Genomic DNA, 25449 nt, shown 5'->3' on the forward strand with positions numbered 1-25449 from the left:
CCTAGATCGCTGGCATTAGGATACTCTCAAAATTCAGATGTTAAGAACATTTGAGTTGCGAAGCGACTTGAGATGAGGGATGGTGACGGTGATCGATCATGGGTTCGAGACCGAGGGACTGGCCAAGAGATTCGGCAAGGTCACCGCGCTCGACGGGGTCAGTCTGGCCGTCCCGCGCGGGCAGGTGCTCGGCCTGCTGGGACCCAACGGTGCCGGCAAGACCACCGTGATCCGCATCCTTGCGACCCTGCTGCGTCCCGACAGCGGACGCGCATCCGTGGCCGGGTTCGACGTGGCACGCCGGCCGGGACAGGTACGTCGGCGGATCGCACTGTCGGGCCAGCACACCAGCGTGGACGAGGAGCTGACCGGGCTGGCGAACCTGGTCATGATCGGCAGGCTCCTCGACCTGCCCCGGCCGCAGGCTCTCCGGCGCGCCGCGGAGCTGCTGGCCCGTTTCGGTTTGGCGGACGCGGCGAAGAGGCCGGTGGCCGGCTACTCCGGTGGCATGCGCCGCCGCCTCGACCTGGCCGCGAGCATGGTCGGACGCCCCGAGGTGGTCTTCCTCGACGAGCCCTCGGTGGGCTTGGATCCCGGCAAGCGCGACGAGCTGTGGCAGATGATCCGCGGCCTGAGCGCCGACGGCGTCACCGTCCTGCTGACCACCCAGTACCTCGAAGAGGCCGACGCCCTCGCCGACGCCATCACCGTCATCGACCAGGGACGGGTCATCGCCTCCGGCACTCCCGCGGACCTGAAACGAGAAGTCGGCGGGCACACCATCGCCGTGCGGCTGAACGACCCCGGCGTCACCGACGCGGCCGCCGCCATCCTGGCCGATGTCACCGGCCGGACCCCGGAACGCGCCACCCGCCACGAGTTGGTCGTGCCCGTCGCCGGTGACGAGGACTTCTTCGAGATCACCGCCCGGCTGCGCGAACACCGCATCGGCGTCTCCGAACTGTCGCTGCGTCTGCCCAGCCTCGACGAGGTCTTCCTCGCCCTGACCGGAACACCTACCACCGCCAACGAACCAACGAAGGCCGCCTGATGACCGCCACCGTGTCCAGCACCGAACAACCGCGTACCCGGCCGCTCGCCTGGCTCCGGCACAGCCTCGTGCTCGCCCGCCGCAGCCTCGCCAAGACCACCCGCAACCCCGGCCCGATCATCAACGGGGTCGTCACACCCGCCCTGTTCATGGTGCTCTTCCTCTACCTCTTCGGCGGCTCGGTGGCCGGCTCCACCGCCGGCTACCTCCAGTACCTCTTCCCCGGCATCCTCGTCATGGGCGCCGGCCTCGCCGGGATGGTCTCGACCGGCACCAGCATCAACCTCGATCTCAAGAACGGCGTCACCGACCGGTTCCGCAGCCTGCCCATCAGCCGCCTCGCGCCCCTGCTCGGCTCCGTGCTGGCCGACATCGTCCGCTACCTGCTCGCCGTCGCCATCCTCTTCGCCATCGGCGCACTCCTCGGCTTCCGCGTCCACGGCGGCCTCGCGGCCGCCCTCGCCGCCGCCGGCCTGGCCATCGGTTTCGGCTTCTGCCTCAGCTGGGTCACCGTGTTCGTCGGCGTCCTGGTCAAGAACGCCGACACCGTCCTTGCGATCAGCTTCATCAGCTTCCTGCCGTTGCAGCTCGGCACCAGCCTTGCCGCTCCGGTCGAGACCCTGCCCGGCTGGCTGCGAACCTGGGCCGAGATCAACCCCGTCACCCACGTCATGAACGCCTGCCGCGCCCTTCTCAACGGCACCCCGGTCGGCGGCACCGTCACCACCACGCTCATCTGGTGCGCGGCCCTCTTCGTGGTGTTCTGCCCCCTGGCCATCCGCGCCTACAGCCGCCAACAATGACCCGGCCGGTTTTCGGGGTAACTCCTGATCTCGGCCCCTCAAGGGTTCCGTGCGGTTTCAGCGCTAATGTGCTGTCTGTCCGGAGCCCTCGTAGCACCCCACTCCGGCTCGCCTGCCTCCGCGCGGCGGCCAACGCGATCAGGAGCGGGTACGAGTGGCGTGCTGTGGGCCATTGCCTCTGCTCCACAACACGGCACGCGTGTCAGACGGTCAGGAGGCGGTTTCGGCCTGCGGGATGGTCGGTTCCGGGTAGACCTGCTCGACGCGGTCGCGCCGGGTGTACATGTCCCAGTAGCACTCGGCGATGTCGTCCGGGTCGACGACCGGGAACTCGATGCCCTCGAACGCCGTGAAGTCATCCGCGGTGTCGTGCTTGGCCGGGGCGTTCTCGCTGCGGGCGATGGCCGCCGCGACGGCGAGCGTTCCGGCGTAGACGCCGGTGCCCGCCAGTTCGCCATTGAGCGAGTACAGGTAGTTGCGGGCCGCGGCCATCACCGGGCCCGGGCCGCTGAAGTGGGCACTCGGCAGCACCGCGGAGAGGCCCTGCGTCAGCAGGAACGCGCCCTCGCCGCGCTCGGTCATCTCCGGCAGCACGGCCTGGACCACCTCGACCGGGGTGAGCAGGAACAGCGGGATCAGTGCCTTGAGCGTGGCCGCGTCCAGCTTGGTGGCCGAGGTGAAGCTCTGACCGGCGGGGACCGGGCCGTACTCGACCACGTCGATCCTGCCGAACCGCTCCCGAATGGCGTTGACCACCGCGGGGACCTGAGCGGGCTCGGTCAGATCGGCGGAGAAGGCGGCGGCTTCGACGCCCTCGTCGGCAAGCTCCGCGACGAGGGCGTCCAGCCGGTCCTTACGGCGGGCCACCAGGGCCACCCGGAAGCCTTCGCGCCCGAAACGGCGGGCCATCGAGACGCCAAGCCCGGTACCGGCACCGAAGACGGCGATCACTTTGGACATGAGGTTGCTCCTTGCTGCCTGAATTAACTTGACCATTGGGTCAACTTGGCTTTTCGACGGTAGCATGAAACTTGACCCCCGGGCCAAGTTGAGTCCCGGCGGGATGCGACCATGAAGGTCGCCGACCAGGACCAGGAGGAACAACCGGATGCGGGCCGACGCGGAACGAAACGCGGGCAAGCTGCGAGCAGCCGCGGCCGAGCTCTTTCAGGAGCGCGGCCTTCAGGTGCCGCTGAAGGAGATCGCCCGCCGGGCAGGCGTTAGCCACGGCACCCTCTACAACCTCTTCGGCAGCCGTGAGACGCTCATCGACGAGGTGGTGGCCGACCTCGCGGCGGACCGGCTCGACGAGGTCGCCAAGTATGCCCTGGCCTGCGAGGACGCCTGGGATGGGTTCGCGTACTACATCGAGAAGATCTGTGAACTGCAGGCCACCGATCCCGCGCTCGCCGACGTACTGAGCGGCCGCTACCCGGGCGCCGAACGCCTGATGACCCTGTGCGGCAGGGCGAGCGACGCCGCCACGCGGATCATCGAGCGAGCCCAGCGGACCGGAACTCTGCGCCCGGATTTCACCGGCGAGGACCTCGCATTCACTTTCGGTGCCGTCGCCCTGCTCGCCCGCGCCGGCGCCGATGCCGCCCCCGATGCCTGGCGTCGCAGCATCGCGTTCCTACTCGACGGCCTGCGCACCGAAGCCGCCCGCCACCCGCTCCCCGTCGGCCCGGCGACACCGCAACAGGTCTACGAGGTGTTGGGCAGGCTCACCGGCACGCCATAGCGGGCCGGTACGGCACACACATGTGTCGTTTGGCGGTGGCGCCGTCGTCGTCGGCCACATCGAGCATGGATGTGCTCCCCGAGCCCGATCCCAGGAACTCGCCCAGCGGATGAGGATCGAGACTGTGTTCGACCCGCTGCCCTTCGATGACAACGCCGCTCGCGAGTACGGCCGGTTGTGGACCGCCGTCATCGCCTCCGGACGCAAACCGCGCCCGAGTGGCGATTTCCTCGCAGCGCGTTCGCGACCTCCAATGAGGAACGGGGCATTAGGCAAGGGATGGTGACGGTAAGCGATCGCGGGTTCGAGACCGAGGGACCGGCCGAAGCCTTCGGTGCGGCAGGGAGTGGCCGACGATTCCCCGGCTCCTTCAACGGCCGCCGCCGGCTCGGAGCTGAAGCCCTCGATCGGCGGTGCGCCCCGGAGTGGGGGGACGCACGGCGCATCGGTCAGGCGCCCCAGATCTCGGTGACCAGGGCGATGGCGTAGTCGTCGGAGGGGAGCGGGGTGGTGCAGCCGAGCATGGCCAGGGCCATCGCGGCGTGGGCGGAGGCGATCTCGGTGAGGCTCAGCACACCCCGGGGGGAGTACCAGCGGGCCACTCCGGTGCACATTTCAAGCAGGGCCAGCCGGGCGACCTTGACGTCGGGGACGCGGAAGACCTGGGCGGCGCAGCCCGCTTCGACGATCTCGCGCCAGATGTGTTCGTACGCGTCGCGGAGGGCGAGCACGTTGTCCCTGCGCTCCGGCGTCAGCGCTCTCAGCTCGTTGTCCACCACGATCGTCTCCTCTTGGCGCAGCGCGTGCGCGGCGACGTGCATCCGGACCAGGGCCGCCAGGGTCTCGGCCGGGCCGTCGCCGCTTTCGACGAGCCGCCGGGCGGCGGTGACGAGCCGAATCAGGCTGGTCTCCATGATCTCGGTGAGCAGGTCGTGCTTGGTACCCATGTAGTGGTAGAGCGAGGCCGAGGAGAGCCCGGCCGCCTCGGCGAGCTCCCGGATTCCCGTGCCGTGAAAGCCCTTCTCGGCGAACAGCCGGACGGCCGCGCCGCGTACCCGCTCGTCGGTGTCCCGCGTCGAGGGGCTCACGCGTCCACCAGCCCGAAGCCGGGCTCCCCGGTGGTCGGCGCCCACCGGTACCGGGTCCAGCCGCCGACCGGGCCGGCGCCGAGCGCCTGGTAGAACGCCTCGGCCGAGGTGTTGCCGTGCGAGACGTCCCACTCGACCCGGCCGGTGGTCAGGCTTCGCAGGAACGCGAGCAGTTCCCGGCCGAGGCCGTGCCGGCGGTACCCGGGCTTGACGTAGAGGTCCTCAAGCCAGATCCCGCGTCTGCTCGCCCAGGTCGAGAAGGTCGGATACCAGAGCGCGCACCCGGCGGTCTCCGAGGAGCCCTCCGGTGAGGCGATCAGCGCCCGGCCCACCCGGTGCGGGCCGAAGAGGGTCGTGTGGAGCTCGTCCCGGTGCAGGGTCATCTCGCCGCCCTCGTGGTCGGCGTGCGCGAGGAGCATCGCGCAGATCTCCTCGAAGTCTGCCGGTTCTGCGTGACGTACGGACATCGGGGCTCCTGGAGAACATGGGGTGCGGGCATCGAGGGTCCTAGAGAAGGGGGCCGAACGCGAACTCCCCGCCCACCATGGTGGCGACGACCTCGATCTCGCGGATACGGGCGGGGTCGACGGTCGTGGGGTCGTCGGACAAGATCGCCAGGTCGGCGAGCTTACCCGACGTGATGCTGCCTTTGACGCGCTCGTCGAATCCGGCGTAGGCGGAGCCGAGCGTGTAGGCGCGCAGCGCGTCCAGCGGGCCGACCGCCTCGTGCGGGGCTAGGGGTTCGCCGCTCTGGGTCCGCCGGTTGACCATGTCGTGGATGCCCAGCAGTGGCGCACCCCGTACGACGGGGCGGTCCGAGCTGCCGGGCACCACGAGGCCGGCGTCGAGGAACGAGCGGTGCCGGTAGCACCAGTCCACCCGGTCCTCGCCGAGCGCGGCGCGCATGCCGTCACCGATCTGCCCGACGAAGGCGGCCTGCGGCACCGGGACCACCCCGAGCATGGCGAGCCTGCCGAGCTGGTCGGGACGGGTGACGCCGCAGTGCTCGATCCGGTGGCGGGAGTCCTCACGCGGGTGCCGGGCCTGGGCCTCCTGGTAGCAGTCGAGCACGAAGTCGACGGCCCGGTCGCCGATGGCGTGGGTGGCGACCTGCCAGCCCGCGGCGTGCGCGCTGAGGATACGGTCGCGCAGTTGTGCCTCGTCGGCCTGGAAGTAGCCTTGGTTTCCCGCGTCGTCGGCGAAGTCGCAGCACATCGCGGCGGTCCGGCCGATCAGCGAGCCGTCGGAGAACACCTTGACGGCGCCGAGCCGGAGCCGGTCGTCGCCGAAGCCGGTACGCAGCCCGAGACCGAGGCCGCCGGGATGCACGGTGTCGGAGGTGACCATGAGCTGAACCCGGACGGGCAGCAGCCCGCGCTCCAGGGCCTCCTGGTAGGCGGCGGCCTCGTCGGGCGCGTGGCCGATCCAGCCGAGCCCGATCCCGGCCTCGGTGCAGGAGGTGATCCCCTCCCGGAGATAGTCCCGGGCCGCTGTGGAGATCGCCTCCACGAGCTGCCCGCGCGGGTACGGGTACCGCAGGGCCTGGACGAGCAGCTGGGCCTGTTCTTCGAGCAGCCCGTTGGGACGGCCATCGTCGTCCAGGGAGATGATCCCGCCCGAGGGCACGGCGGCGCCGCCGAGCACGCCCGCTTCCGTGAGCGCCCTGGAGTTGACCACCGACATGTGCGCCGAGGTGTGCCGGAGCAGCACCGGGTGTCCGGGCGCCGCCCGGTCGAGGGCGTCGCGGTGGGGGTGCCCACCGGTCTTGTTCTGGTCGTAGCCGGAGCCGACGATCCAGCTGCCGTCCGGCTGGGTCCTGGCCCGGTCGGCGACCGCGGCGTAGATCTCCTCAAGCGAACCCGTCGCGGACAGGTCCAGTTCCCCGCGCGAGAGCCCGTACAGGACCATGTGATTGTGCGCGTCGTTGAAACCGGGCACCACGGTGGCGCCTTCGAGGTCCTCCACCCAGGTGGCCCTGACGCCGTCGAGTTCCTCGTCGAGTCCCACGACACGCCCGTGGTGGATGCCGATCCGGCGGGCTCCCGGCCGTGCCGGGTCGATCGTCACCGCGTTCACGTTGGTGAGAATGGTGTCGATGCGCATCTAGACCTCGCTCACGACCACGAGCGAGCGGAACCAGGAGGTCCACGGCCTGGCCGTCCCACTTACCGGGTCGATCTTCACGATCGCCCGGCGGCCTCGTGCGACGGTGGTCTCGCCGTCGGCGCAGTGCCAGCGGTGAACCGCGCTGGTCCGTCCCACATGTTCCAGCCACAGTTCGACGCGGAGCACGGTGGGCGCGGTGACGGGGGCGAGGAACTCGGCGGAGAACTCCCGCACGGCGTAGACGATGTCCTCGTGCCGCTCCTCGACGTGCCGCCATCCCCGGCCCAGCGCCTCGAACCAGGCAGTCAGCGCGCGCTCCACGTGTACGGCGTACCTGCTGTTGTGCAGGTGGCCGTTGACGTCAAGCTCGTCGAAGTGGACCGGGCTCTCCCAGGTGAAGTGCGCCGTCATCGCCACACCCCCTCGGCCCGGTCGTAGGAGCCCTCCGCGTCACGCGGCAGCTGCCCCTTCGAGACGCGTTCCGAGGCGGTCAGCGGAAGCTCCTCCCGGAACTCCCAGTAGCGGGGCACCTTGAAATAGGCGAGCCGCTCGGCGCAGAACTCGGCGAGGTCGTCCGGTGACACCTCCTGGGACAGGGTTATGTACGCCTTGACCTCCTCACCCCGCAGGTCGTCGGGGACCGGCACCACCGCGGCGAGCCTGACAGCCGGGTGCCGGTGCAGGACCTCCTCCAGCTCGGCCGCGGAGATGTTCTCGCCACTACGGCGGATCATGTCCTTGAGACGACCGGCGTAGTAGACGCGTCCCGCCGCGTCCTGCCGGACGAGGTCGCCGGTGGGGAACCAGCCGTCGCGGAACGGGCTCGGCAGGCCGAGGTATCCGGCCATCACCCCGGCTCCGCGCAGCATGAGCTCACCGGTCTCCCCGGGCCGCACCTGAGCGCCGTCCGGGTCGGCCACGCGGATCTCACGGTGCGGGAGCGGGCGGCCGATGCAGCCCGTGCCGACGGCGATGTCATGGTCCTCCGGGCCGACGCGCAGGTCGGCGCCCGTCTCGGTCATGCCGAAGGCCTCGAACCAGGGGGCCCCCCAGCGTTCCTCCAGCGCCGCGTGGAGCGCGGGCGGGATCGCCGAGCACTGGACCACGCGGACGCGGTGGTCACGGTCACGCGGGTGCGCGGGCATTCGCAGCAGCAGCGTGGGCATGAGCCCGAGGCAGTAGAAGTAGGTGACCTCGTGTTCGTGGATCCTGTCCCAGAAGGTCGACGGGTGGAACCGGTCGAGGATCACCAGTCGGGAGCCGGACAGCAGTGCCGCGGCCACGTTCCACTGTGGATCGACGTAGTGGAACGGCTGACAGGTGAGCATCACGTCGTCCGGGCCCAGGTTCGGGAACGAGGAGACCATGCTCGCGGCCAGCTCGGTCCAGTAGCGGTGCGGCAGCATGCAGCCCTTGGGCAGGCCGGTCGTGCCGGAGGTGTACTGGATGTTGAGCAGGTCGTCCGGCCTGGTCTCGTCGAGCACCGAGGGGGCCGGCGCGGGCAGGTTCTCGACGAACATCGGCACGACGGGCAGCCGCCCGGCCAGGGTGGCGAACTCGGCCGTGGTCACCAGGAGCTTCGCGCCGGAGTCGGTGATCAGATGCCCGGCGTCGTGGCTTCTGTAGTTGACGTTGACGGGCACCATCGCCGCGCCGAGGCGGCCGAGCGCCAGCCAGGTCAGGGGGAACTCGGGGACGTTGCGCAGCAGCACCGCGACCCGGTCGCCCCTGCCGATCCCGTACCCGGCGAGGATTCCGGCGAGCTCGGCGGTGCGCTGCTCGACCTCGGCGAAGGTGAGAGAGACACCGAGCGCGTCGAAGACCCAGGCCGTCCTGTCGGGCCAGCGGGCGGCGGCGTCGCCGACCGCCGCGGCGAGTGTCACGGGGTGAACTCGGGCGGCGTCGCCGGTGGTCGCGGCGAGCGTCATCGGATGAACTCCGCGCGTGGCGCGGCGTGCTCGCCGGTCCTCTCGGTCAGCAGCGCGCCGCCGACCTCGCGGGCCAGCGCGTCCTCGACGGTGCCGTCGGTTCCCTCGTCCACCAGGCGCTTGGCCAGGGCCAGCGCGAACGCGGGCTTGGCGGCGAAGGCTGCGGCGAGGTCGAGGGCGGCGCTCTCGTGCCGGCCGTCGGGGACGACCCTGGTCACCAGGCCCAGCCGGTGCGCCCGCGCCGCGTCGAACCGTTCGCCGAGGAGCACGAGCTCCTTGGCCTTGATCGGCCCGACGGCCAGAGTGAGCAGCCGGGAGATGCCGCCGGTGACGCTGAGGCCCACGGCGACCTCGGGGAAGCCGAACTGGGCGGACTCGGCCGCGACGACCAGGTCGCAGCCGAGCGCGAACTCGCAGCCCGCGCCGAGCGCGTAGCCGTGGACAGCCGCGATCACCGGGAAGGGCGCCCGGCGGATCCTGCGGGTCACGTCCTGGATCCGGTCGAGCCGCTCGCGACCGGCGATCGGGTCGAGTGGCTCGGGCTCGTCCTTGAGATCGTGGCCCGCGCAGAACGCCCGGCCGTTGCCGGCCAGTACGAGCGCGCGCACCCGCGCCGCGCAGGCCTCGTCGAAGGCGGCGAGCAGATCGTCCACCAGGCCGGGGGTGACCGCGTTGAGCCGGTGCGGGCGGTTCAGACGGATCACGCCCGTCTCGCCGACCAGGGTGAACTCGGCGGTCGCTGAGCTGACAGTCACTGGCACATCCTCAGAGACTTTCGATCGATCGATCGATCGACTGTGTCTCAATCTAGGGACTACTCCGAACCCGCGTCAACGGAAGAATCAGCTCAGATCGGTGGGCAGTCGCTCAGACCCGGGACGTCCGCTCAGTCCGGGGGCGTTTGGATCAGGGAGTGGCGGCTCAGGCCCGAGATTCGACTGTCCGTGACCTCCCGCGTGGGAGGAGGGGCCCCTCGGATCGGGTCAGGCCGGTGGGAGCTGCCCGGATATCGGAGTAGCCAGTCAGGCCAGCGAGAATCCGGTCAGTCCCAGCTCGTCCTCGACGGCCCGCGACAGCCAGGTCATCGCCTGCTTCTTGGTGATGCTGCGCTGCCGGACGACCATCTGCACGGATAGGCCGTCGAGGAACGCGGTGATCCGTCCCGCCGCTCCCTCGGGATCGTCGCACCGGAACTCCCCGGCCGAGACACCCTCGGCGATGAGGTCCGCGATCACCTCGCGCCAGCGGCTGTCGAGCTCGCGCAGGATTTTGCGGAGCTCGGGCACCCGTAGCGACGCCGACCACCCGTCGATCCACAGCACCCAGCCGGGCGCCGTGCCGGACGGCGCGTACAGCCGCAGGGCCGCGCGCAGGCGCTCCGGTGCCCCGGCGGATCGGGTGTGGATGGCCGCCAACTGCGCCAGGTCCTGCTGCGCGGCGTAGATGAACACCTCGGTGACCAGGCGTTCCTTGGTCTCGAAGTGATAGAAGACCAGCGCCTGGCTGATGTCCAGGCGGGCCGCCACGTCCGCCACCCGGACACTGGCCAGGCCCCGCTCAAGCACCTCGGCCATCGCGGCGGCCAGGATCTCCTCACGCCGGGCTTCGGGTCGTTTGCGGGCCACCCGCGACACGGTACTCAATTCCCGCCCCCGACGGCGTCGATCACGAACGCGAGGATCTCGGCCTCGTAGCGGTGGCGGGACTCCCGCCCGGCCGGGCCGGTATGGGCTCCGGCACCGGTCTCCGCGCGGAAGAGCACTCGGCCACCGCCGGTCGCACGCAGCTTCGCGACCCATTTGGCGGGCTCGTGCACCCCCACCCGGGGATCGTGGAGGCTGCCGGTGACCAGCAGGTCGGGGCGCGGATCCGGAGGGACGTTGTCGTACGGGCTGTAGGCCAGGATCCAGGCGTGGGCGTCCGGCTCCCGAGGGTCGCCCCACTCGTCCCACTCGTTGATCGTCAGGGGGATCGTCGGATCCAGCATCGTGGTCAGGCAGTCGACGAAGGGGACCTCGGCGATCACAGCCCGCCACCGGCCGGGCGCCTGGGAGTACACCGCGCCCTGCAGGAGCCCCCCGGCCGAGAGCCCTCGGGTGACGATCGGCCCGGCCCAGCCGTTCGCGGTGAGCATGTCTGCCACGGCCAGGTAGTCGGTGAACGTGTTGGCCTTCGCACCGAGCCGTCCCTGCGACCACCAGGTCCTGCCACCCTCGCCACCGCCTCTGACGTGCGCGATGGCGTAGACGAACCCGCGGTCGAGCAGGCTGGGGATGCCCGGCTCGAACTCCGGCCAGAAACAGGACTCGTAGGCGCCGTAGCCGTTGAGGAGGCAGGGGGCGGTACCGTCGCGCTCCAGTCCCCGGCGGTAGGCGAGCGTGACGGGGATCGGCGTCCCGTCGGCAGCCCTGGCGTGGACCCGCTCGGTGACGTAGGCGGAGGGGGTGTGGCCGGGCACCTCCTGACGTTTGAGCAGCCGCCATTCCCCGGTGTCCAGGTCGACGGCGTGCCAGGCGGGCGGATCGATCAGTGACCGCACCTGGACGACCACCTCGGTCGCGGGGTACTCCGCGTTCACGCCGAGGTCGAGCGCCATGTGCTCGGGCACGGTGACCAGCCGCTGAACGCCGGTCTCCCGGTCCACGACGCGCAGCCGGGTCGTGCCGCCGTGCCGCTCGGTCACCACCAGATGTCGCGCGAACGCGTCGCATCGCACGATCCTGGTGTCCGCCGATCCGGCGATTACCTCCTGGCCGGTCCCCTCGACCAGCCGGAACTCCTCCGCGTCGTCGTTGGTCACCAGGTAGAACCGGTCGCCGCCGTGCTCCACGGAGTATTCGATGCCGCGCCGGCGCGGCCGGACCACCTGCGGCGGGGCCTCCGGGGCGCTCGCCGGGATCAGCAGCGTCTCCGTGGTGTCGCGGCTGGCGGCCTCGATGAGGATGTACTCGCCCGACCGGGTGGCCCGCACCGTGATCTCGAACCGGGCGTCGTCCTCCTGGAAGACCAGCACGTCCGGGACGTTCTGGCCATCGCCGATCCGGTGCCGCCAGACCTGGAACGGCCGGTAGAGCTCGTCGTGGACGACGTAGAACAACACGTCCGAGTCCGCCGACCAGGCCGCGCCATAGTAGGTCCGCGGGATGCGGAGCGGAAGGTCCTCTCCGCCTGTCAGGTCGCGGACGCGCAGCTCGTAGACCTCGTCCCCGGTGACGTCGACCGAGTAGGCGAGCATCGAGCCATCCGGGCTGACCTCGCGCACCCCCAGAGCGAGAAATCCCCCCGGAACGGACGGCAGCTCGTTCTCGTCCAGCAGTACGTCGACCGGAGAGTTAAGGCTGCGGAAACGACACAGCTGCTCGAAGTCTCTTCCCGGCACCGTCCTTGTGTAGTAGAAAGAGCCCCCATATCGCCAGGCTACTGACTTGTCACTCAGGAGTGTGCGGCTGGACAGCTCCCCGAGGAGCACGTCACGGAGGGAGTGGAGGTGTTCGGTCTGTTGGTCGTACATGGCCCGCTCCGCCTGGAGGTGCCTATAGAGAGCTGGGCTTTTATGGTCACGCATCCAGGCGTACGGGTCAGCGGAGCGGCTTTGCATGCCCGGGACGGTAGCCCATCGCGGGGCCTGTCCGGCAGAGGGCAAAGCACATTAATTACTGAGTGACTAATCAGCAAGACCTCAGGAGAACCATGCGGAACGCCCCTCATCGCCTGCTGGCCGCCGCCGCGGCCGGCGCGCTCGCCCTGCTGCCCGCGGCGGCCCTCGCCGCGACCCCGTCCCCCCAGTCGAAGATCAGTTTCACAGTCGGCATGACCGAGGACATCGACTCGCTCAACCCGTTCGTCGGCGTGCAGAGCAACTTCTACGAGCTGACCGGAGTCATGTACGACCAGCTCATGGACTACTCCGCCAAGGACGGGACGCCCACCCCGCGGTTGGCCGAGTCCTGGTCCAGCTCCCCCGACGGCCTCACCTGGACCTACCGGATCCGCAAGGGGGTGACGTGGTCCGACGGCGTTCCGCTGACGGCCGCCGACGCCGCCTACACCTTCAACCGGATCATCAACGGCGAGACCGAGCAGACGAACTACGGCAACTACACCGCGCTGATGAAGGAGGCGTCGGCGCCCGACCCGCAGACCCTCGTGATCAAGGTCACCAAGCCTGGCTCCATCATGAACCGGCTGATCGTGCCGATCCTGCCCGAGCACGTCTGGAAGGACATCGCCGGCACATCCGTCGCAAGCTTCAAGAACGAGAACGCGGTCGGCTCCGGCCCGTTCGTCCTGACAGAGCGGTCGGTCGGCCAGTACGTCGAGTTTCGCGCCAACAAGAACTACTGGGGCGGCTCCCCGAAGGTCGACGCGCTGGTCTTCCGGGTCTTCAACAACACCGACGCCGAGGTCAAGGCGCTCAGGAACGGCGAGATCGACTTCGCGAACGACCTCTCCAGCGCCTTGTACGAGACGCTGAGGAACACACCCGGCATCACTTCGGTGCGCGGCGACTCCGGCAGCTTCAACGAGGTCGCCTTCAACGTCGGTGCGGCCACCGTCGACGGCAAGCCCATCGGGGACGGCAACCCGGCACTCAAGGACCCGGTGGTGCGCCGGGCCGTCTCCCACGCCATAGATCGTCAGACCCTCGTCGACAAGGTCATCGGCGGCTACGGGCGGCCGGGGAGCTCGGTCATCCCGCAGACCTGGACCACCTTCCACTACGACCCGGGCGCGACCGTCCAGACGTTCGACATCGCCCGAGCCAACGCCGACCTCGACGCGGCGGGCTACAAGCGCGGTTCCGACGGGATCCGGCACACCCCCGACGGCCGGACGAAGCTGAGGTTGCGGTTCTTCGCCCGGCAGGAGCAGGCCGAGTCCCAGCAGGTCGGCCAGTACGTGCAGGGCTGGCTCAAGCAGCTCGGCATCCAGGTGGACCTCAGGGTGATGGCCGAGGCCAAGCTCGGCGAGGTCGTCGGCAACGGCGAGTTCGACATGTTCGAGTGGGGCTGGGGCGTCGAGCCGGACCCGGACTTCCAACTGTCCACGTTCACCTGCGGGCAGCGCTCCAGCGGTGAGCCCGGCGAGTACTCCGCGGGCCTGTCCGACAGCTTCTACTGCAACAAGGACTATGACGCCCTCTACGAACGGCAGAAGGTCGAGCTGGACCCCGTCAAGCGGGCCGACCTGGTCAAACAGATGCAGAAGCTCGTCTACGACGACGCCCCCTACGCGGTGACGTACTACTACGACACCCTGCAGGCCTACCGCAGCGACCGGTTCACCGGTCTGGTCGCGATGCCGCAGCCCGGCGGTCCGCTGCTGTTCCAGCCGTCGGCCCAGTGGAGCTACCGGACCGTCGCGCCGGTCGGTGCCGAGGCCGCGGCAAAGAGCCAGGGCCCGAGCCTGGGCCTGTTCGCGGGCGGAGCGGTGGCCGTCGTGGCCGCGGCCGCGGTCGGGTACGTGGTGCTGCGGCGCCGTCGTACGAGCACCGCGGACGAGCGAGAGTAGCCGATGGCGCTCCTCCTCGAAGACCCCAAGGCCGTGGCGGAGACCACTGGCCGCGGTGGGGGCCTGTTCCGTACGATCCGCACCAAGGTCGTGGGCGCGCTGCTCACGCTCGGCTTCGTGCTGGTCTTCAATTTCTTCCTGTTCCGGGTCCTGCCCGGCGACCCGGCACGGAACCTGACCAGGAACCGAGCCATCCCGCCCGAACAGCTGGCCGAGATGCGCCGGGGCTTCGGTCTCGACCAGCCCCTGTGGCGGCAGTTCCTCTCCTATCTGGAGAACACCGCCCGGGGCGACCTCGGCATCTCCTGGCAGCACCACGCGCCGGTGTCGCAGCTCGTCGCCGAGCGTTTCTGGCCGACGGTGCTGCTGGTCGGGCTGTCCACGCTGCTCGCCGCGGTGATCGGCATCTGGATCGGCATCCGGGGCGCCTGGTGGCGCGGCGGCCGGTTCGACCGGGTCACCGACCTGCTGTCGAACGCGCTCTACGCGGTGCCGACGTTCTGGCTGGGGCTGGTGCTGCTCGTCGCGTTCGGCGACTTCTTCCCGACCGGCAACATGATCAGCCACGGGGTGAAGGGGCTGTCCGTCGAGGGCTTCGTGGACGTGGCGTGGCACCTCACGCTTCCGGTCCTGGCGATGACCTTCACCTATCTCGCGCAGTACAGCATGGTCATGCGCTCGTCCCTGCTGGACGAGATGGGCGCCGACTACCTGACCACCGCACGGGCCAAGGGACTCCGCGACGACCTGGTGCGCCGCCGCCACGCGGTGCCCAACGCGCTCCTGCCGACGATGACGCTGATCTTCCTCAATATCGGCTTCATCATCTCCGGTGCCGTCACCGTGGAGCGGATCTTCTCCTGGCCGGGGCTCGGGCAGCTGTCGTACGACGCCCTCAGCACTCCGGACTTCCCGGTCCTCCAGGGCACCTTCCTGGTGTTCTCCGTCTCGGTGATCGTCGCCAACCTGCTGTCCGACGTGCTGCTCACCGTCTTCGATCCGAGAGTGAGGCGCCCATGACCTCGGCACGCGCGCTCGCGTTCGCCCAGCGGCGGGCCTCCGCCGCCGCCGGCTGGCGGATGTTCCGCGCCGAACGGGCGGGGATGGCGGGCCTGGTGATCCTCGTGGTCTTCGCGGCCGTGGCGTTGCTGGCCCCGATCCTGGCCGCCGAGTCGGGCCTGGACGTCACCCGGGCGGACGGGCCGGGCAACGCGGGTCCGAGCCTGGACTACCCGTTCGGCACCGACAAGTCCGGCCGCTCGGTGCTCACGCTGGTGATCTGGGGCAGCCGGATCTCCCTGCTCGTCGGGCTGCTCGCGACAGTCCTGTCCATGGTGATCGGGACGGTCGTCGGGGTCCTCGCCGGGCACTTCCGCGGCGCGTCCGGAGCCGGGCTGATGCGGCTGACCGACTGGTTCCTGGTCATACCGTTCCTGCCGCTGGCGATCGTGCTCCAGACGATCCTCGGCCCGTCGCTGACCACCACGGTCGTGGTCATCGGCCTGACTTCCTGGCCGGGCACCGCCCGGCTCATCTGGGCGCAGACCCTCGCCGTCGAGTCCCGCCCCTACCTTGAGCGGGCGCGGGCGCTCGGGGCCGGGCACTGGCACCAGATGTCCCGGCACGTGCTGCCGAACGTCATGCCGATGGTCTTCGCCAACACCATCCTCACGGTGGCGATCGCGATCCTCTCCGAGAGCACGCTGTCGTTCCTCGGCCTGGGCGATCCGATCCGCATCTCCTGGGGAACCGTGCTGGAGCAGGCCTTCGACGCGGGTGCGGTGTCGGCGGGCAACCCGTGGTGGCTGCTGGCCCCGGGTCTCGGGATCGTCGCGATAGTCCTCGCCTTCACCCTGTGTGGCCGTGCCCTGGAGTCCGTGCTCAACCCCGCCCTCCGGGAGCGCTGATGCTGGAGATCTCCGACCTCACGGTCACCTACCGGACCGCTTCCTACGAGGTGCCCGCCCTGCGAGGGGTGGACCTCTCGGTCGCCCCCGGCAGAAGCCTTGGCATAGCCGGGGAGTCGGGCTGCGGAAAGTCCACACTGGTGGGCGCGGTGCTCCGGCTGCTGCCGAGGACCGCGACGGCCACCGGCCGGATCCTGTTCGAGGGCGAGGACGTACTGGAGATGTCCTGGGGCAGGCTGCGGGCCGTCCGCTGGGCCGGGGCGTCGATCGTCTTCCAGGGCGCGATGCACTCGCTCAATCCGGTCCAGCGGATCGGCGGGCAGATCGCCGAGCCGATCCTGCTGCACGAGAAGGCGACCGAGGCCGCCGCGCGCCGCAGGGTCGGCGAACTGCTGGAGCAGGTGGGCCTGCCCGCCGCGCGGGCGAACGCCCATCCGCACGAGCTCTCCGGCGGGCAGCGGCAGCGGGTGATGATCGCCATGGCACTGGCGTGCTCACCACGCCTGATCATCGCGGACGAGCCGACGACCGCGCTGGATGTGATGATCCAGGCCCAGGTGCTGACGCTTCTCCAGAATCTGGTGGCCTCTCGGGGCCTTGGGCTCGTCATGATCAGCCACGACCTGTCGGTGTTGTCGTCGGTCTGCGACGACCTGGCCGTCATGTACGCGGGCCGGGTAGTCGAGAACGGCCCCGCCGCCGAGGTCTTCACCGACCCCCGCCACCCGTACAGCGAGGCGCTCGCCGCCGCCTTCCCGGTGATCGGCGATCCCCGGTCGCGCCGCAACCCGCGCGGTCTCGCGGGCGACCCGCCAGACCCCGCCCTGCTGCCCGGCGGCTGCGCCTTCCACCCGCGCTGCCCGGTCGCCCTCCCCGAATGCGCGACCGCCGACATCGCCCTGTGGCGGGTGGACCCCTTCCGCAGCGCGGCCTGTGTCCGCGTACGCCCCGTGGCGTCCGCCCGATCCGAGGAGGCACCCGTATGACGCACTCCGGACCCGGCGAGGAGCCGGTGCTCACCGCCCAGGGGTTGCGCGTGCACTACCCCGCGCACGGCGGAGGCCGTGGCGCCTCCCGGGCCGTGGACGGCGTCGAGCTGGACGTCGCCCCCGGCGAGATCGTCGCGCTGGTGGGGGAGTCCGGCTGCGGGAAGACCACCCTCGCGCGCGGTCTGCTCGGGCTGGAGCGGCCCACCGGCGGGCAGGTGCTGTTCGAAGGGAGGCCGCTGCTGTACTCCAGCAGGGCGCTGAAGCGCTACCGGCGCTCGGTGCAGCTCGTGCTCCAGGACCCGACCGGGGCGTTGAACCCGCGTCACACCGTCTACGAGGCGGTGGCCGAGGGGCTGCGGATCCATCGGATCGGGGAGGAGGCGGAGCGGGTGGCGGCGGCCCTGGCGCGGTGCGGGCTCAGGCCGCCGGAGCGGTTCTTCCGGCGCTACCCGCATGAGCTGTCCGGCGGGCAGCGGCAACGCGTGGTCATCGCGGGCGCGCTGGTGCTGGAGCCCCGCATCCTGATCGCCGACGAGCCCGTCGCCTCGCTCGACGCCTCCGTGCGCGGGGAGATCCTCGGACTGCTGCTGCGGCTGCGCGACGACCTCGGCCTCGCCGCCTTGGTCGTCACGCACGACCTCGGGCTGGCCTGGAACATCGCCGACCGGATCGCGGTGATGTACCTCGGCCGGATCGTCGAGTCGGGGCCGGTCGAGGATGTGCTGGGCGATCCCCGGCATCCCTACACGCGCGCGCTGGTCTCGGTGCTGCCCGAGTCGGGGACGGCAGCCACGGTGCTGACCGGGGAGCCACCGGACCCCACACGGGTCCCCGCGGGCTGCCGGTTCCATCCGCGCTGCCCCGTCGTCGCCTCGGGCGAGGCCGAGCGGGCCGGGCATCTGGACCTGTGCCTCGGCACGGATCTGCCGATCCTGCCCGCCGGCCGGGACGTGCACCGGGCCGCCTGCCATCACGTCACGTCCCCCGCCGAGCCGGCCGTCGCGCCGCCCGCCGTGACGGAGCCGTCGGCGTGACCTCGGAGCGGCCGTGCGCTGGGCGGCCGTACCCCTGTGCCGGATCCGCCGGCCCGGCACAGGGGTACGGTGTCCGCCGGTCCGGCACGGGCGCGCGGCCCGTTTCAGCCGAGCAGTTTGGCCAGTTCCCCGGCGGGCAGCGCGTGGGAGGTGTTCCCGTCGCGGCCGGTGACCGTCTCGGCCTGGAGCAGGCTGTTGAGCACCGCCTCCTCGGTGGCGTCGACGACTGCCGCGAAGTAGGGATCGAGCGCCCTGCCACCCAGCGGGGCGTGCGCCGGCGCGGTTCCGCGTGGGACACGCAGGCCGGTGGCGAGCGCGAGGAAGATCTCGCCGCTCGCGTGGTGCGCGGTGCTGCCGGTGCGGGCCAGGCCCAGTCCCGCGCGCTTGGCGAGCCTGCGGCAGGCGGCCGAGTCGAGCGGCGCGTCGGTGAGCACGACCACGATGCACGAGCCGGCGGGCGGCGCGATCGGCTCACCCGGCGCGGTGGGGTCGGGCAGCAGGCGCCCAGCGGGGACGCCCGCGACCGTCAGCCTGCCGCGTTCCCCGAAGTTGGTCATCGTGAGGACTCCGACCGTGTGGCCGTCGGGCAGCACCCGGGAGGCCGTGCCGATGCCGCCCTTGTAGCCGAGGCAGCTCATCCCGGTACCCGCGCCGACCGCACCCTCGGCGAATCGCGTGCCGCCCGCCGAGGCGCGTGCCTCGGCGAGGGCGGCCCGGACGTCGTCCCTGGTCACCTGCATGCGGCGGGTGTCGTTGAGGAAGCTGTCGTCGCACTCCGCGACGATCGGAATGATCACATCGTCGGAGCCGATCGCGGGCTGCTCCTCCATGAGCAGCTCGCAGGCGGCGTCATACACCCGGCCGAGCTGCATCGTCGAGGTCAGGAAGATCGGCGACTCGGCGAGCCCCCACTCCTGGCCCGTGATGAAGCCGGTGCACTCACCTGCTCCGTTCAGGATCGCGCCGCCCATCGGCACGGGCGAGGTGAACAGGTCACCACCCGGGTCGAGCACCGTGACGCCGGTCCTGGCGATCCCGCGCCCCACGGGCGGTGGCTCCTCGTCCCGCCGGACGGTGGCATGGCCGAGCCCGCAACCTGGCACGTCGAGCACGGAACCGGTCCGCCCTGACGGGTACGGGCCAAGGACTACTTGAAGATCAGCTAGGCGCGACATGCCAGGATGGTATCCGATCAAATAGGGATGATCTATGACAAATAACTTAAAAATCCCGGTGGTCTGGGACCCGGCCTGCCTGCGCCACGAGCCCGCAGGCGAGGTGTGGCTCGGTGTCAGGGACGCCGGAACCGAGCTGCCCGAACGGGCAGTGGTCATCCGGGACGCGCTGGCCGCGGCCGGTGCGCCGATCGTCTCCGCCGTCGCGCACGACGACTCCGTGCTCCGCGCGGTGCACGGTCCCGAACTGCTCGATCACCTGGCGACGATCTGGACCGCGTGGGAGAAGGCCGGATACCCGTCCGAGTACGGTCGCGACCGTGTCGTCCCCTACGTCTTCCCGACCGAGGGCATGCTCGGGGGGCTGCCGGTCCGCGAGCCGAACGCTCCGCACGGCAGGACGGGGCGCTACTGCTACGACACGATGACGCTGATCGGGCCGGGCAGCTGGGCGGCGATCCGCGCGGCCGTGGACGTGGCCCTCACGGCCGCCGACCTGGTCGCCGAGGGGGCTCCCGTCGCGTACGGGCTCTGCCGCCCGCCGGGTCACCACGCGACCCGCGACGCGTTCGGCGGATCCTGCTACCTGAACAACGCCGCCATCGCCGCCGAAGCCCTGCGGGCGGCCGGCGCGGAGCGCGTGGCGATCGTCGACATCGACGCCCACCACGGTAACGGCACGCAGGCGATCTTCTACGACAGGGCCGACGTCTGGTACGGCTCCGTGCACGTCGATCCGGGGGCGGGCTGGTTCCCGCACTACGCGGGATTCGCCGACGAGCGGGGCGGCGGCCCGGGCCGGGGAGCCAACCGGAACCTGCCGCTGGCCCCGGGAACGGGTGACGAGGGCTGGCTCGCCGCGATCGACGCCCTCTGCGAGGAGGTCCGTGCCGAGGCCCTTGTGCTCTCACTCGGTCTGGACGCCGCCGTCGCCGATCCGGAGAGCCCGCTCAGGGTCACCGCCGACGGCTACGGGCAGGCCTGCCGCCGGATCGCCGCCCTCGCCCCGACCGTGGTGATCCAGGAAGGCGGGTACGAGCTGACCTCCCTTGGGGACCTGACCGTCGCGGCCCTGCGGGGTGCGGAAGAGGCTCTCTGACGGGGAACGGGTGTCCTCCGGATCAGGGTCTCGGGTCACCGCCTTCGCGGCCCGTTCTCCGTACGGCGAAACCGCCAGGGGCAGGCGCAGGGCCTCCACCTGCTGTTCCTCGTCGCCGTGGTTGATCGCGAACAGCCACTCGCCGCGCCGTACGAGATCCAGCCAGGCTTGAACGCCTGGTTGGCCGGGGAGTGCTCATTGAACCCGAGCTCGGGCTGTTCGCACTGCCCCGAGCGAACCATCGCGGGTAGGCGCCCGCCACCCAGGCTCAGACGGACGGAAGCCGTCTCCCGTTGAGATGCAGGCGCTTACTACAGTACGGCGCGTGCCAGGGCGTTACCCTTGCCCGGCGCGACCGGCGCGGTCAGGAACACCGGCGTCTGGGCCATGAAACGCGGTCGCGTCCCCCGGTGCTCGTCGGCCGCGTGCACGGTCAGCGGGTGAACCAGGTACATGTCGCCCGGCTGCCCGGTCGCGTACGCCGTCGGCCTGTCCTTGGAAGCCGCATCCAGTAGCGGCCCGGCCTCGAACGGGTCGAGCACCTGCTCACCCAGCACCCCGGCGGCGTCCTGATGCGAGCCCACCCTGATGCGGGTCGGCGCGTCGTCGTCCCCTACCTCTGACAGCAACACCAGCAGCAACATCGTCTCCGGCCGTCCCGACACGGCCCACGAGCCGTCGGGCCGGGCCACAGAGGCGTCGATGTGCCAGCCCCGATCGTCGACCGGCGCCACACCGGGGAAGCGGATCGGCATGTTGCCGATGGCCCCAGGCGGCACCCACCCACCGGGACCGGCCACCTCGTCCAACGCCTCACGCAGCCGCGGACTGCCCACGAGCTCACCGAAGGGTCCGTGGCCGGTCAGGTCGGCGGCCCATACCACGGGCTGCCGCCAGCCAGAGGGGTCGTCAGGTGACAGGCCGATCTGCTGCCATACCAGCGCCCTGGCCGCGTCCCCGATCTCCCGGGGTACGGCCGCCTCCAGCTTGACGAACCCTTCGGCAACAAAACGGTCAACATCCACCATCGCCATACGAGCACCATAACGACGCCGTCCACCGATTTTCCGGACGCTACTCCTACAGATATGCAGGCATCAACCACTCGTACACCCTCAAAGCGATCCTTGATCGGCTGTCCCGTACCAGCGCCGGCCCTCCGAGGTCGGTAAGGATCGCGGGAGGTTGTTGGCCGTGCTCCAGCGCCAGCCCTTCGGGGGCGCTGAGGGGCGCGACACATCTTCCTGGGTAGGGGGCGTGCGGTTGTGTCTGCTCCGTGGGCGATCCCTGGTTGTGCACCACCGCCCGCGCGGAGTTGGGGGCGCGGCGGTACGGAAGGTGGGATCGCCGTGCCGCCGCGCGGTTCAGGGTGGGTCCGTCGGTTCGGCGTAGTGCTCCCCGAGGCACCCGGCGATGCGGCGCGCGGCCTGCGGTAGGTCGTCTGTCGGCGCCTGCTCTGCGGGCTCTTCGAGGAAGCAGACGCCCCAACAGAAGACCGTGCCCGCCTGGTCGGCCCACACGGTCAGGTCGGCGTTGATCACGAGGCGGGGCTGTCCCTGGTCGTAGGAGATGGTCGGGTAGATGCGGTGGGTGTGCAGCTCGGTGCGCAGGTGCTTGAGGGCGGCGACGGCGCCGGGGTGCCACCTGGTGGCGTTCAGCTGCTCGCCCGCTGGGGTGTCAGGGTGAGGGATCACGGCCGGCTCCCCTCCGGAGGCGAGGGGTGTGGCCCCAGGGCTCGTCCGGGGTGCCCTGGGGGTAGGGCGAGGGGTACGGGCCCCGGGGCTGCGGAGGGTGGCGGGTCCGGGTGACTGGCCGCGCCGGGTGTGGGCGGTGTGGGGGCGGGTGGCGAGGCCCGCCAGAGGTCGAGTTCCGCCTGTTGCATGAGGTCCCACAGGGCGGTGGCGCTGCTCGCGCAGACGATGCGGCACTCGTTGGGGTCGGTGCACTGCCAGGCCTCGAAGCGGCGATGGCGCAGGCTCCAGATGACGAACCAGTCAGGTGCGTGCTGTTGGACCTGCTGGGCGGCTCGGGCCGCGTCGAGGTCAGCGAGGGTCAACATGCTCGGCCAGGATCACATCGGCCAGCAGGGGCAGCCCGTTGCGCACCACATCGGCTGCGTCTTTGGCGCGCAGGATGGCGTGGTGTTCGGCGAGCTGCCCGGCAGCCGCGAGCAGTGTCGGCTCGGAGCTGAGCAGCGGGCTGCCTGCGTGGTTGAGTTCGGGGCTGGTCCACCAGAAACTTTCGCCGTCGGTGTAGGCCAGCAGTCCGTGGTGGACAGAGACGATGGCGTTGCCGGAGACAAGTTCGTGGACGTCCGCGCGGATGTGATGCAGCTCGGCCAGTATGGCGGCCAGGTCCTGGGCGTACTCCACGGCGGTCGGCGGCACGGCGGTCACCGGGGAGGCAGGTTGGCCACCGCAACTGCACGCGGGGGTGTCGCCCCGCTCCGGGCTCGCGCTCACGCCGCGACCCTCTGGCGGTACGGGTGGTGTCGCCAGGACGAAGGAGTGTCCGGTGAGCGGTCCCGGCCGGGAGCGACGGTGAGCCTCGGCCGGAGAACTTGGTAGGTCGGGCGCGGGTCTTCGGTGCCGGGGATGTCCGATAGGACAGTGAGCGTCCGCTGGACCAGGGGTGTGACGTGCTTGCGACGGCCCAGGTTGGTGTGCGGCGGTGAGACGGCAGGTTCGGCGGGTCGTGGGTGTTGCGGCTGGCGGCCCGCGTTCTGGGGTGGGTGTTCGGATGCGCGTGCCGCGATCAGGGCTCGCCGTCGGGTGAGCGAATCCCGAGCGAGCGCCAGGCGAGCCACGCGATCCTCGTGTGTCTCGACCGGTCGGTGCGGGTGGCCTGCGCCGGGCATCACCGGGCGGCGCGCGTCTGTACGCCCGGCGGGCCGGGTGCGGGCCGATGGAGTCTCGCGCTCGGCCTGGCGGGGTGCGGGCACGACCGGAGCGAGTTGCGTGGTGACCCCGTGGGCAGGCTCGAAGGTCGGCAGGGTGCGGCCCAGGCCGAGTCGGCGGCGCACATCGAGGCGCTCGGCCATCAGCTCACCGGACGGTTGCGCGTACTCGTGGTCGGTGGCCCGGCCGGGGCAGCCGTGCGCGTACGGCGCGTGCCCGCAAACGGTGCACCCCATCGGCAACGGCGGGCTCTCAGCGAAACAGCCGCAGCCGCTCGCCATAGTCCGATCCAGGAGCAGGGGACTAAGGTTGTTCATGGGTCGGGAGCGCCTTCCTGGTCAAGGGTCCGTTCGAGCGTTCGCAGCGCTGAGCGGGCCCGTCTTTTTAAGGTGGTTTGTCCTACGGGGGACGCTGGTCACGTCAGCCTGTCTGGGCGAACCAGCCCTTTCGGGGGGCGATAGTCTTGGGACTATAGTCGGCCGACAGCAATCCTCTGTCAATTATCCCAAGACAATTTTTGGTGGAAGGGAGAGTTGGGTGATGGCCGTGCACTCGCGTTACCTTGACCTCGCCGCTCAGATCCGGACACGGATCGAGGCCGGCGAGTGGGAGCCTGGAACCAAGCTCCCGCGTCTGGACGACTTCGCATCGCAGTACGGCGCGAACCGGGACACGATCGGCCGAGCGATCGGAGTACTGGAATCGGAGGGCTTCGTCTGGGCGGTGCAGGGGCGGGGGATCATCGTCCGGCACGGCATGATGCGGCTGCGCAGGCCACGCGGGAACCTGGTGAAGCGGAACGTGGCCACCGACAGCCCCGGCTACTCCTTCCCGTCGGCCTCCGGCCAGGAAGTCTGGAAGCACCATGTCCCGCCGACCACGTCCGTCGAGCCTCTGGCAGACCCACGGATCGCGAAATTACTGGGTGTTCCGGCTGGCAGTCCGGTGATGCGTCGATTCCGGGTCACCGGACCCGAGTCAGAACCTCCATTCCAGATCAACATCTCGTGGATCCACCCGCGTGGCGTCGCTGACGCCCCCGAGGTCGATGCCCAAGCTCCCGGCCCAGGTGACTGGCTGTACCGGCTGGAGAGGGCAGGCCACTGGCCCATCAGCTGGATGGAGATCCACAGGGCACGGATGCCGACCAAAGACGAGGCCGGTCTGTTGGAGATCCCCGTCAGTCTGCCTGTGCTGGAGATCGTGCGCGTGGGCACCTCGGGAGGCGACGGCCGGCCGATAGAGGTGACGGAGTACATCGTGGCCAGTGACCGTGTCGAAACCGTGCACGTTCTCCATCGCGACGAATCCGCACAAGCCTCATGGCCCGACGACACCGAGACGGGCGAGTGAACGAATGTCCCTCACTGTTGAAGCCGCCGCCCGCACCCACATCGGACTCGTGCGCCGCCGCAACGAGGACGCCGTCTACTCAGGTCGCTCCCTGTTCGCCGTCGCCGACGGTCTTGGCGGCCACATTGCCGGCGACCTTGCCAGCACCACCGTGATCGAAGCCTTGCGACCCTACGACCGTCAGGTCGACCCTGCGGACCTGCCCTCCGTCCTGGGGCGAGCGATCTACGAAGCCAGCCAGGCCCTGCGCCGCAGGACCGAAGCCGAACCCGAGCTGGCAGGCATGGCCACCACACTGGTGGCGATGCTGTGCTCCGGGACGACGGCGGTCTTGGCGAACGTGGGCGACTCCCGCGCCTACCTGCTGCGCGATGCCGACTCCAACACCGGCGGGGTCTCGGAGATCGTCCAGATCACCGAGGATCACACCTACGGGAATCTGGTGGCCGACGCCGGCAGCGTGCCGAACCTGCCCGGACGAATCTCCCGCTTCCTCGACGGCCGGGCCGATGGCCGCTCCCCCGACCTCACCGTCCGGGAACTCCACTCCGGTGACCGGTTCCTGCTGTGCTCGGACGGGCTGAGCTCGGCCGTTCCCGGTGAGCTCATCCGAGACGCTTTGCGTTCGTCGAAGGATCCAGAAGAGGCAGCTGATCGCCTCATCGCATTGGCCATCGACCATGGCGGCCCCGACAACATCACCGTAATCGTCATCGGCGTAGCGGGTATCCACGACAGCGATCTCTGATTCGACTCACGCTGGGACG

The 25449-nt window shown here is 70.3% G+C and carries 26 protein-coding genes; 11 read left to right on the top strand and 15 right to left on the bottom strand.

All coding sequences use genetic code 11. The features are described from left to right. Positions 1-88 precede the first annotated feature (88 nt). On the top strand, positions 89-1051 hold the full coding sequence (locus ABZU75_RS18650; RefSeq protein WP_355555482.1) for an ATP-binding cassette domain-containing protein: 963 nt from the start codon (positions 89-91) through the stop codon (positions 1049-1051). Continuing rightward, positions 1051-1854, top strand: a complete 804-nt coding sequence (locus tag ABZU75_RS18655; protein WP_355555484.1) for an ABC transporter permease — start codon at positions 1051-1053, stop codon at positions 1852-1854. The genes ABZU75_RS18650 and ABZU75_RS18655 overlap by 1 nt, the downstream gene beginning before the upstream one ends. Positions 1855-2064: 210 nt before the next feature. Here the strand turns inward: ABZU75_RS18655 and ABZU75_RS18660 are convergent, their stop codons facing one another. Beyond that, positions 2065-2814 carry an SDR family NAD(P)-dependent oxidoreductase gene (locus ABZU75_RS18660; RefSeq protein WP_355555487.1) on the bottom strand — a complete coding sequence of 250 codons (750 nt, stop codon included), beginning with the start codon at positions 2812-2814 and terminating at the stop codon, positions 2065-2067. Between the two features lie 148 nt (positions 2815-2962). On the opposite strand from ABZU75_RS18660, the gene ABZU75_RS18665 reads away from it, so the two are divergent. Then, positions 2963-3595 (top strand): helix-turn-helix domain-containing protein, encoded by a 633-nt coding sequence (locus tag ABZU75_RS18665; protein WP_355555489.1) that lies wholly within the window; start codon positions 2963-2965, stop codon positions 3593-3595. Between the two features lie 449 nt (positions 3596-4044). On the opposite strand, the gene ABZU75_RS18670 is transcribed toward ABZU75_RS18665, so the two are convergent. The 8 genes from ABZU75_RS18670 to ABZU75_RS18705 form a co-directional block, all read right to left on the bottom strand. Then, positions 4045-4683 carry a TetR/AcrR family transcriptional regulator gene (locus ABZU75_RS18670; RefSeq protein ID WP_355555491.1) on the bottom strand — a complete coding sequence of 213 codons (639 nt, stop codon included), beginning with the start codon at positions 4681-4683 and terminating at the stop codon, positions 4045-4047. Next, complete coding sequence (locus tag ABZU75_RS18675; RefSeq protein WP_355555493.1) at positions 4680-5150, bottom strand: GNAT family N-acetyltransferase; 471 nt, start codon at positions 5148-5150, stop codon at positions 4680-4682. The genes ABZU75_RS18670 and ABZU75_RS18675 overlap by 4 nt, the downstream gene beginning before the upstream one ends. A 40-nt stretch (positions 5151-5190) precedes the next feature. After that, a complete protein-coding gene (locus tag ABZU75_RS18680) occupies positions 5191-6786 on the bottom strand; it encodes an amidohydrolase (RefSeq protein ID WP_355555495.1) in 1596 nt (531 codons plus the stop codon). After that, entirely contained in the window at positions 6787-7200 is a 414-nt protein-coding gene (locus tag ABZU75_RS18685; RefSeq protein WP_355555497.1) for a thioesterase family protein, read from the bottom strand. It abuts the gene before it with no gap. Next, entirely contained in the window at positions 7197-8717 is a 1521-nt protein-coding gene (locus ABZU75_RS18690; protein ID WP_355555499.1) for an AMP-binding protein, read from the bottom strand. Before ABZU75_RS18690 ends, ABZU75_RS18685 begins: the two co-directional genes overlap by 4 nt. Further along, positions 8714-9472, bottom strand: coding sequence for an enoyl-CoA hydratase/isomerase family protein (locus tag ABZU75_RS18695; protein WP_355555501.1), 759 nt, complete (start codon positions 9470-9472; stop codon positions 8714-8716). Before ABZU75_RS18695 ends, ABZU75_RS18690 begins: the two co-directional genes overlap by 4 nt. Before the next feature lie 267 nt (positions 9473-9739). Then, positions 9740-10342: a TetR/AcrR family transcriptional regulator gene (locus ABZU75_RS18700; protein ID WP_355555503.1), complete on the bottom strand. Its 603-nt coding sequence runs from the start codon at positions 10340-10342 to the stop codon at positions 9740-9742. 14 nt (positions 10343-10356) lie between these two features. Further along, positions 10357-12315 (bottom strand): prolyl oligopeptidase family serine peptidase, encoded by a 1959-nt coding sequence (locus ABZU75_RS18705; RefSeq protein WP_355555505.1) that lies wholly within the window; start codon positions 12313-12315, stop codon positions 10357-10359. 92 nt (positions 12316-12407) lie between these two features. Here ABZU75_RS18705 and ABZU75_RS18710 point away from each other — a divergent pair, with 92 nt between their 5' ends. From ABZU75_RS18710 to ABZU75_RS18730, 5 genes are read left to right on the top strand one after another with little or no spacing between them, the layout of a single operon-like run. After that, positions 12408-14228 carry an ABC transporter substrate-binding protein gene (locus ABZU75_RS18710; RefSeq protein WP_355555507.1) on the top strand — a complete coding sequence of 607 codons (1821 nt, stop codon included), beginning with the start codon at positions 12408-12410 and terminating at the stop codon, positions 14226-14228. A gap of 3 nt (positions 14229-14231) precedes the next feature. After that, positions 14232-15248 carry an ABC transporter permease gene (locus tag ABZU75_RS18715; protein ID WP_355555509.1) on the top strand — a complete coding sequence of 339 codons (1017 nt, stop codon included), beginning with the start codon at positions 14232-14234 and terminating at the stop codon, positions 15246-15248. Beyond that, on the top strand, positions 15245-16135 hold the full coding sequence (locus ABZU75_RS18720) for an ABC transporter permease (protein ID WP_355555511.1): 891 nt from the start codon (positions 15245-15247) through the stop codon (positions 16133-16135). The genes ABZU75_RS18715 and ABZU75_RS18720 overlap by 4 nt, the downstream gene beginning before the upstream one ends. Further along, positions 16135-17121: an ABC transporter ATP-binding protein gene (locus ABZU75_RS18725; RefSeq protein WP_355555513.1), complete on the top strand. Its 987-nt coding sequence runs from the start codon at positions 16135-16137 to the stop codon at positions 17119-17121. Before ABZU75_RS18720 ends, ABZU75_RS18725 begins: the two co-directional genes overlap by 1 nt. Then, positions 17118-18158 (top strand): ABC transporter ATP-binding protein, encoded by a 1041-nt coding sequence (locus ABZU75_RS18730; protein WP_355555515.1) that lies wholly within the window; start codon positions 17118-17120, stop codon positions 18156-18158. Before ABZU75_RS18725 ends, ABZU75_RS18730 begins: the two co-directional genes overlap by 4 nt. A 104-nt stretch (positions 18159-18262) precedes the next feature. On the opposite strand, the gene ABZU75_RS18735 is transcribed toward ABZU75_RS18730, so the two are convergent. Beyond that, positions 18263-19333, bottom strand: coding sequence for a P1 family peptidase (locus ABZU75_RS18735; RefSeq protein WP_355555517.1), 1071 nt, complete (start codon positions 19331-19333; stop codon positions 18263-18265). 34 nt (positions 19334-19367) lie between these two features. On the opposite strand from ABZU75_RS18735, the gene ABZU75_RS18740 reads away from it, so the two are divergent. Beyond that, complete coding sequence (locus ABZU75_RS18740; protein ID WP_355555519.1) at positions 19368-20432, top strand: histone deacetylase family protein; 1065 nt, start codon at positions 19368-19370, stop codon at positions 20430-20432. A 311-nt stretch (positions 20433-20743) separates the two neighbouring features. Here ABZU75_RS18740 and ABZU75_RS18745 read toward each other — a convergent pair whose 3' ends face one another. The 5 genes from ABZU75_RS18745 to ABZU75_RS18765 form a co-directional block, all read right to left on the bottom strand. Next, a complete protein-coding gene (locus ABZU75_RS18745; RefSeq protein ID WP_355555521.1) occupies positions 20744-21466 on the bottom strand; it encodes a phytanoyl-CoA dioxygenase family protein in 723 nt (240 codons plus the stop codon). Between the two features lie 330 nt (positions 21467-21796). Further along, complete coding sequence (locus ABZU75_RS18750; protein ID WP_355555523.1) at positions 21797-22126, bottom strand: hypothetical protein; 330 nt, start codon at positions 22124-22126, stop codon at positions 21797-21799. Beyond that, complete coding sequence (locus ABZU75_RS18755; RefSeq protein WP_355555525.1) at positions 22123-22491, bottom strand: hypothetical protein; 369 nt, start codon at positions 22489-22491, stop codon at positions 22123-22125. Before ABZU75_RS18755 ends, ABZU75_RS18750 begins: the two co-directional genes overlap by 4 nt. Beyond that, complete coding sequence (locus ABZU75_RS18760; protein WP_355555527.1) at positions 22475-22894, bottom strand: hypothetical protein; 420 nt, start codon at positions 22892-22894, stop codon at positions 22475-22477. Before ABZU75_RS18760 ends, ABZU75_RS18755 begins: the two co-directional genes overlap by 17 nt. Beyond that, positions 22891-23646 (bottom strand): hypothetical protein, encoded by a 756-nt coding sequence (locus ABZU75_RS18765; RefSeq protein ID WP_355555529.1) that lies wholly within the window; start codon positions 23644-23646, stop codon positions 22891-22893. The genes ABZU75_RS18760 and ABZU75_RS18765 overlap by 4 nt, the downstream gene beginning before the upstream one ends. 223 nt (positions 23647-23869) lie before the next feature. Here ABZU75_RS18765 and ABZU75_RS18770 point away from each other — a divergent pair, with 223 nt between their 5' ends. Next, positions 23870-24682 carry a GntR family transcriptional regulator gene (locus ABZU75_RS18770; protein ID WP_355555531.1) on the top strand — a complete coding sequence of 271 codons (813 nt, stop codon included), beginning with the start codon at positions 23870-23872 and terminating at the stop codon, positions 24680-24682. Positions 24683-24731: 49 nt separating this feature from the next. After that, on the top strand, positions 24732-25430 hold the full coding sequence (locus tag ABZU75_RS18775; RefSeq protein ID WP_355555533.1) for a protein phosphatase 2C domain-containing protein: 699 nt from the start codon (positions 24732-24734) through the stop codon (positions 25428-25430). The last annotated feature ends 19 nt before the right edge of the window (positions 25431-25449 follow it).

Source organism: Streptosporangium sp. NPDC005286 (assembly GCF_040607515.1).
In the GTDB taxonomy this organism is placed as follows: domain Bacteria; phylum Actinomycetota; class Actinomycetes; order Streptosporangiales; family Streptosporangiaceae; genus Streptosporangium.

What these genes read in the sequence shown, in the direction of transcription:
- ABZU75_RS18655 (WP_355555484.1), top strand. Translation starts at nt 1,051, where the DNA reads ATGACCGCCACCGTGTCCAGCACCGAACAACCGCGTACCCGGCCGCTC.
- ABZU75_RS18660 (WP_355555487.1), bottom strand. Translation starts at nt 2,814, where the DNA reads ATGTCCAAAGTGATCGCCGTCTTCGGTGCCGGTACCGGGCTTGGCGTC.
- ABZU75_RS18665 (WP_355555489.1), top strand. Translation starts at nt 2,963, where the DNA reads ATGCGGGCCGACGCGGAACGAAACGCGGGCAAGCTGCGAGCAGCCGCG.
- ABZU75_RS18675 (WP_355555493.1), bottom strand. Translation starts at nt 5,150, where the DNA reads ATGTCCGTACGTCACGCAGAACCGGCAGACTTCGAGGAGATCTGCGCG.
- ABZU75_RS18680 (WP_355555495.1), bottom strand. Translation starts at nt 6,786, where the DNA reads ATGCGCATCGACACCATTCTCACCAACGTGAACGCGGTGACGATCGAC.
- ABZU75_RS18685 (WP_355555497.1), bottom strand. Translation starts at nt 7,200, where the DNA reads ATGACGGCGCACTTCACCTGGGAGAGCCCGGTCCACTTCGACGAGCTT.
- ABZU75_RS18690 (WP_355555499.1), bottom strand. Translation starts at nt 8,717, where the DNA reads ATGACGCTCGCCGCGACCACCGGCGACGCCGCCCGAGTTCACCCCGTG.
- ABZU75_RS18705 (WP_355555505.1), bottom strand. Translation starts at nt 12,315, where the DNA reads ATGCAAAGCCGCTCCGCTGACCCGTACGCCTGGATGCGTGACCATAAA.
- ABZU75_RS18710 (WP_355555507.1), top strand. Translation starts at nt 12,408, where the DNA reads ATGCGGAACGCCCCTCATCGCCTGCTGGCCGCCGCCGCGGCCGGCGCG.
- ABZU75_RS18715 (WP_355555509.1), top strand. Translation starts at nt 14,232, where the DNA reads ATGGCGCTCCTCCTCGAAGACCCCAAGGCCGTGGCGGAGACCACTGGC.
- ABZU75_RS18720 (WP_355555511.1), top strand. Translation starts at nt 15,245, where the DNA reads ATGACCTCGGCACGCGCGCTCGCGTTCGCCCAGCGGCGGGCCTCCGCC.
- ABZU75_RS18725 (WP_355555513.1), top strand. Translation starts at nt 16,135, where the DNA reads ATGCTGGAGATCTCCGACCTCACGGTCACCTACCGGACCGCTTCCTAC.
- ABZU75_RS18730 (WP_355555515.1), top strand. Translation starts at nt 17,118, where the DNA reads ATGACGCACTCCGGACCCGGCGAGGAGCCGGTGCTCACCGCCCAGGGG.
- ABZU75_RS18735 (WP_355555517.1), bottom strand. Translation starts at nt 19,333, where the DNA reads ATGTCGCGCCTAGCTGATCTTCAAGTAGTCCTTGGCCCGTACCCGTCA.
- ABZU75_RS18740 (WP_355555519.1), top strand. Translation starts at nt 19,368, where the DNA reads ATGACAAATAACTTAAAAATCCCGGTGGTCTGGGACCCGGCCTGCCTG.
- ABZU75_RS18745 (WP_355555521.1), bottom strand. Translation starts at nt 21,466, where the DNA reads ATGGCGATGGTGGATGTTGACCGTTTTGTTGCCGAAGGGTTCGTCAAG.
- ABZU75_RS18755 (WP_355555525.1), bottom strand. Translation starts at nt 22,491, where the DNA reads ATGTTGACCCTCGCTGACCTCGACGCGGCCCGAGCCGCCCAGCAGGTC.
- ABZU75_RS18765 (WP_355555529.1), bottom strand. Translation starts at nt 23,646, where the DNA reads ATGAACAACCTTAGTCCCCTGCTCCTGGATCGGACTATGGCGAGCGGC.
- ABZU75_RS18770 (WP_355555531.1), top strand. Translation starts at nt 23,870, where the DNA reads ATGGCCGTGCACTCGCGTTACCTTGACCTCGCCGCTCAGATCCGGACA.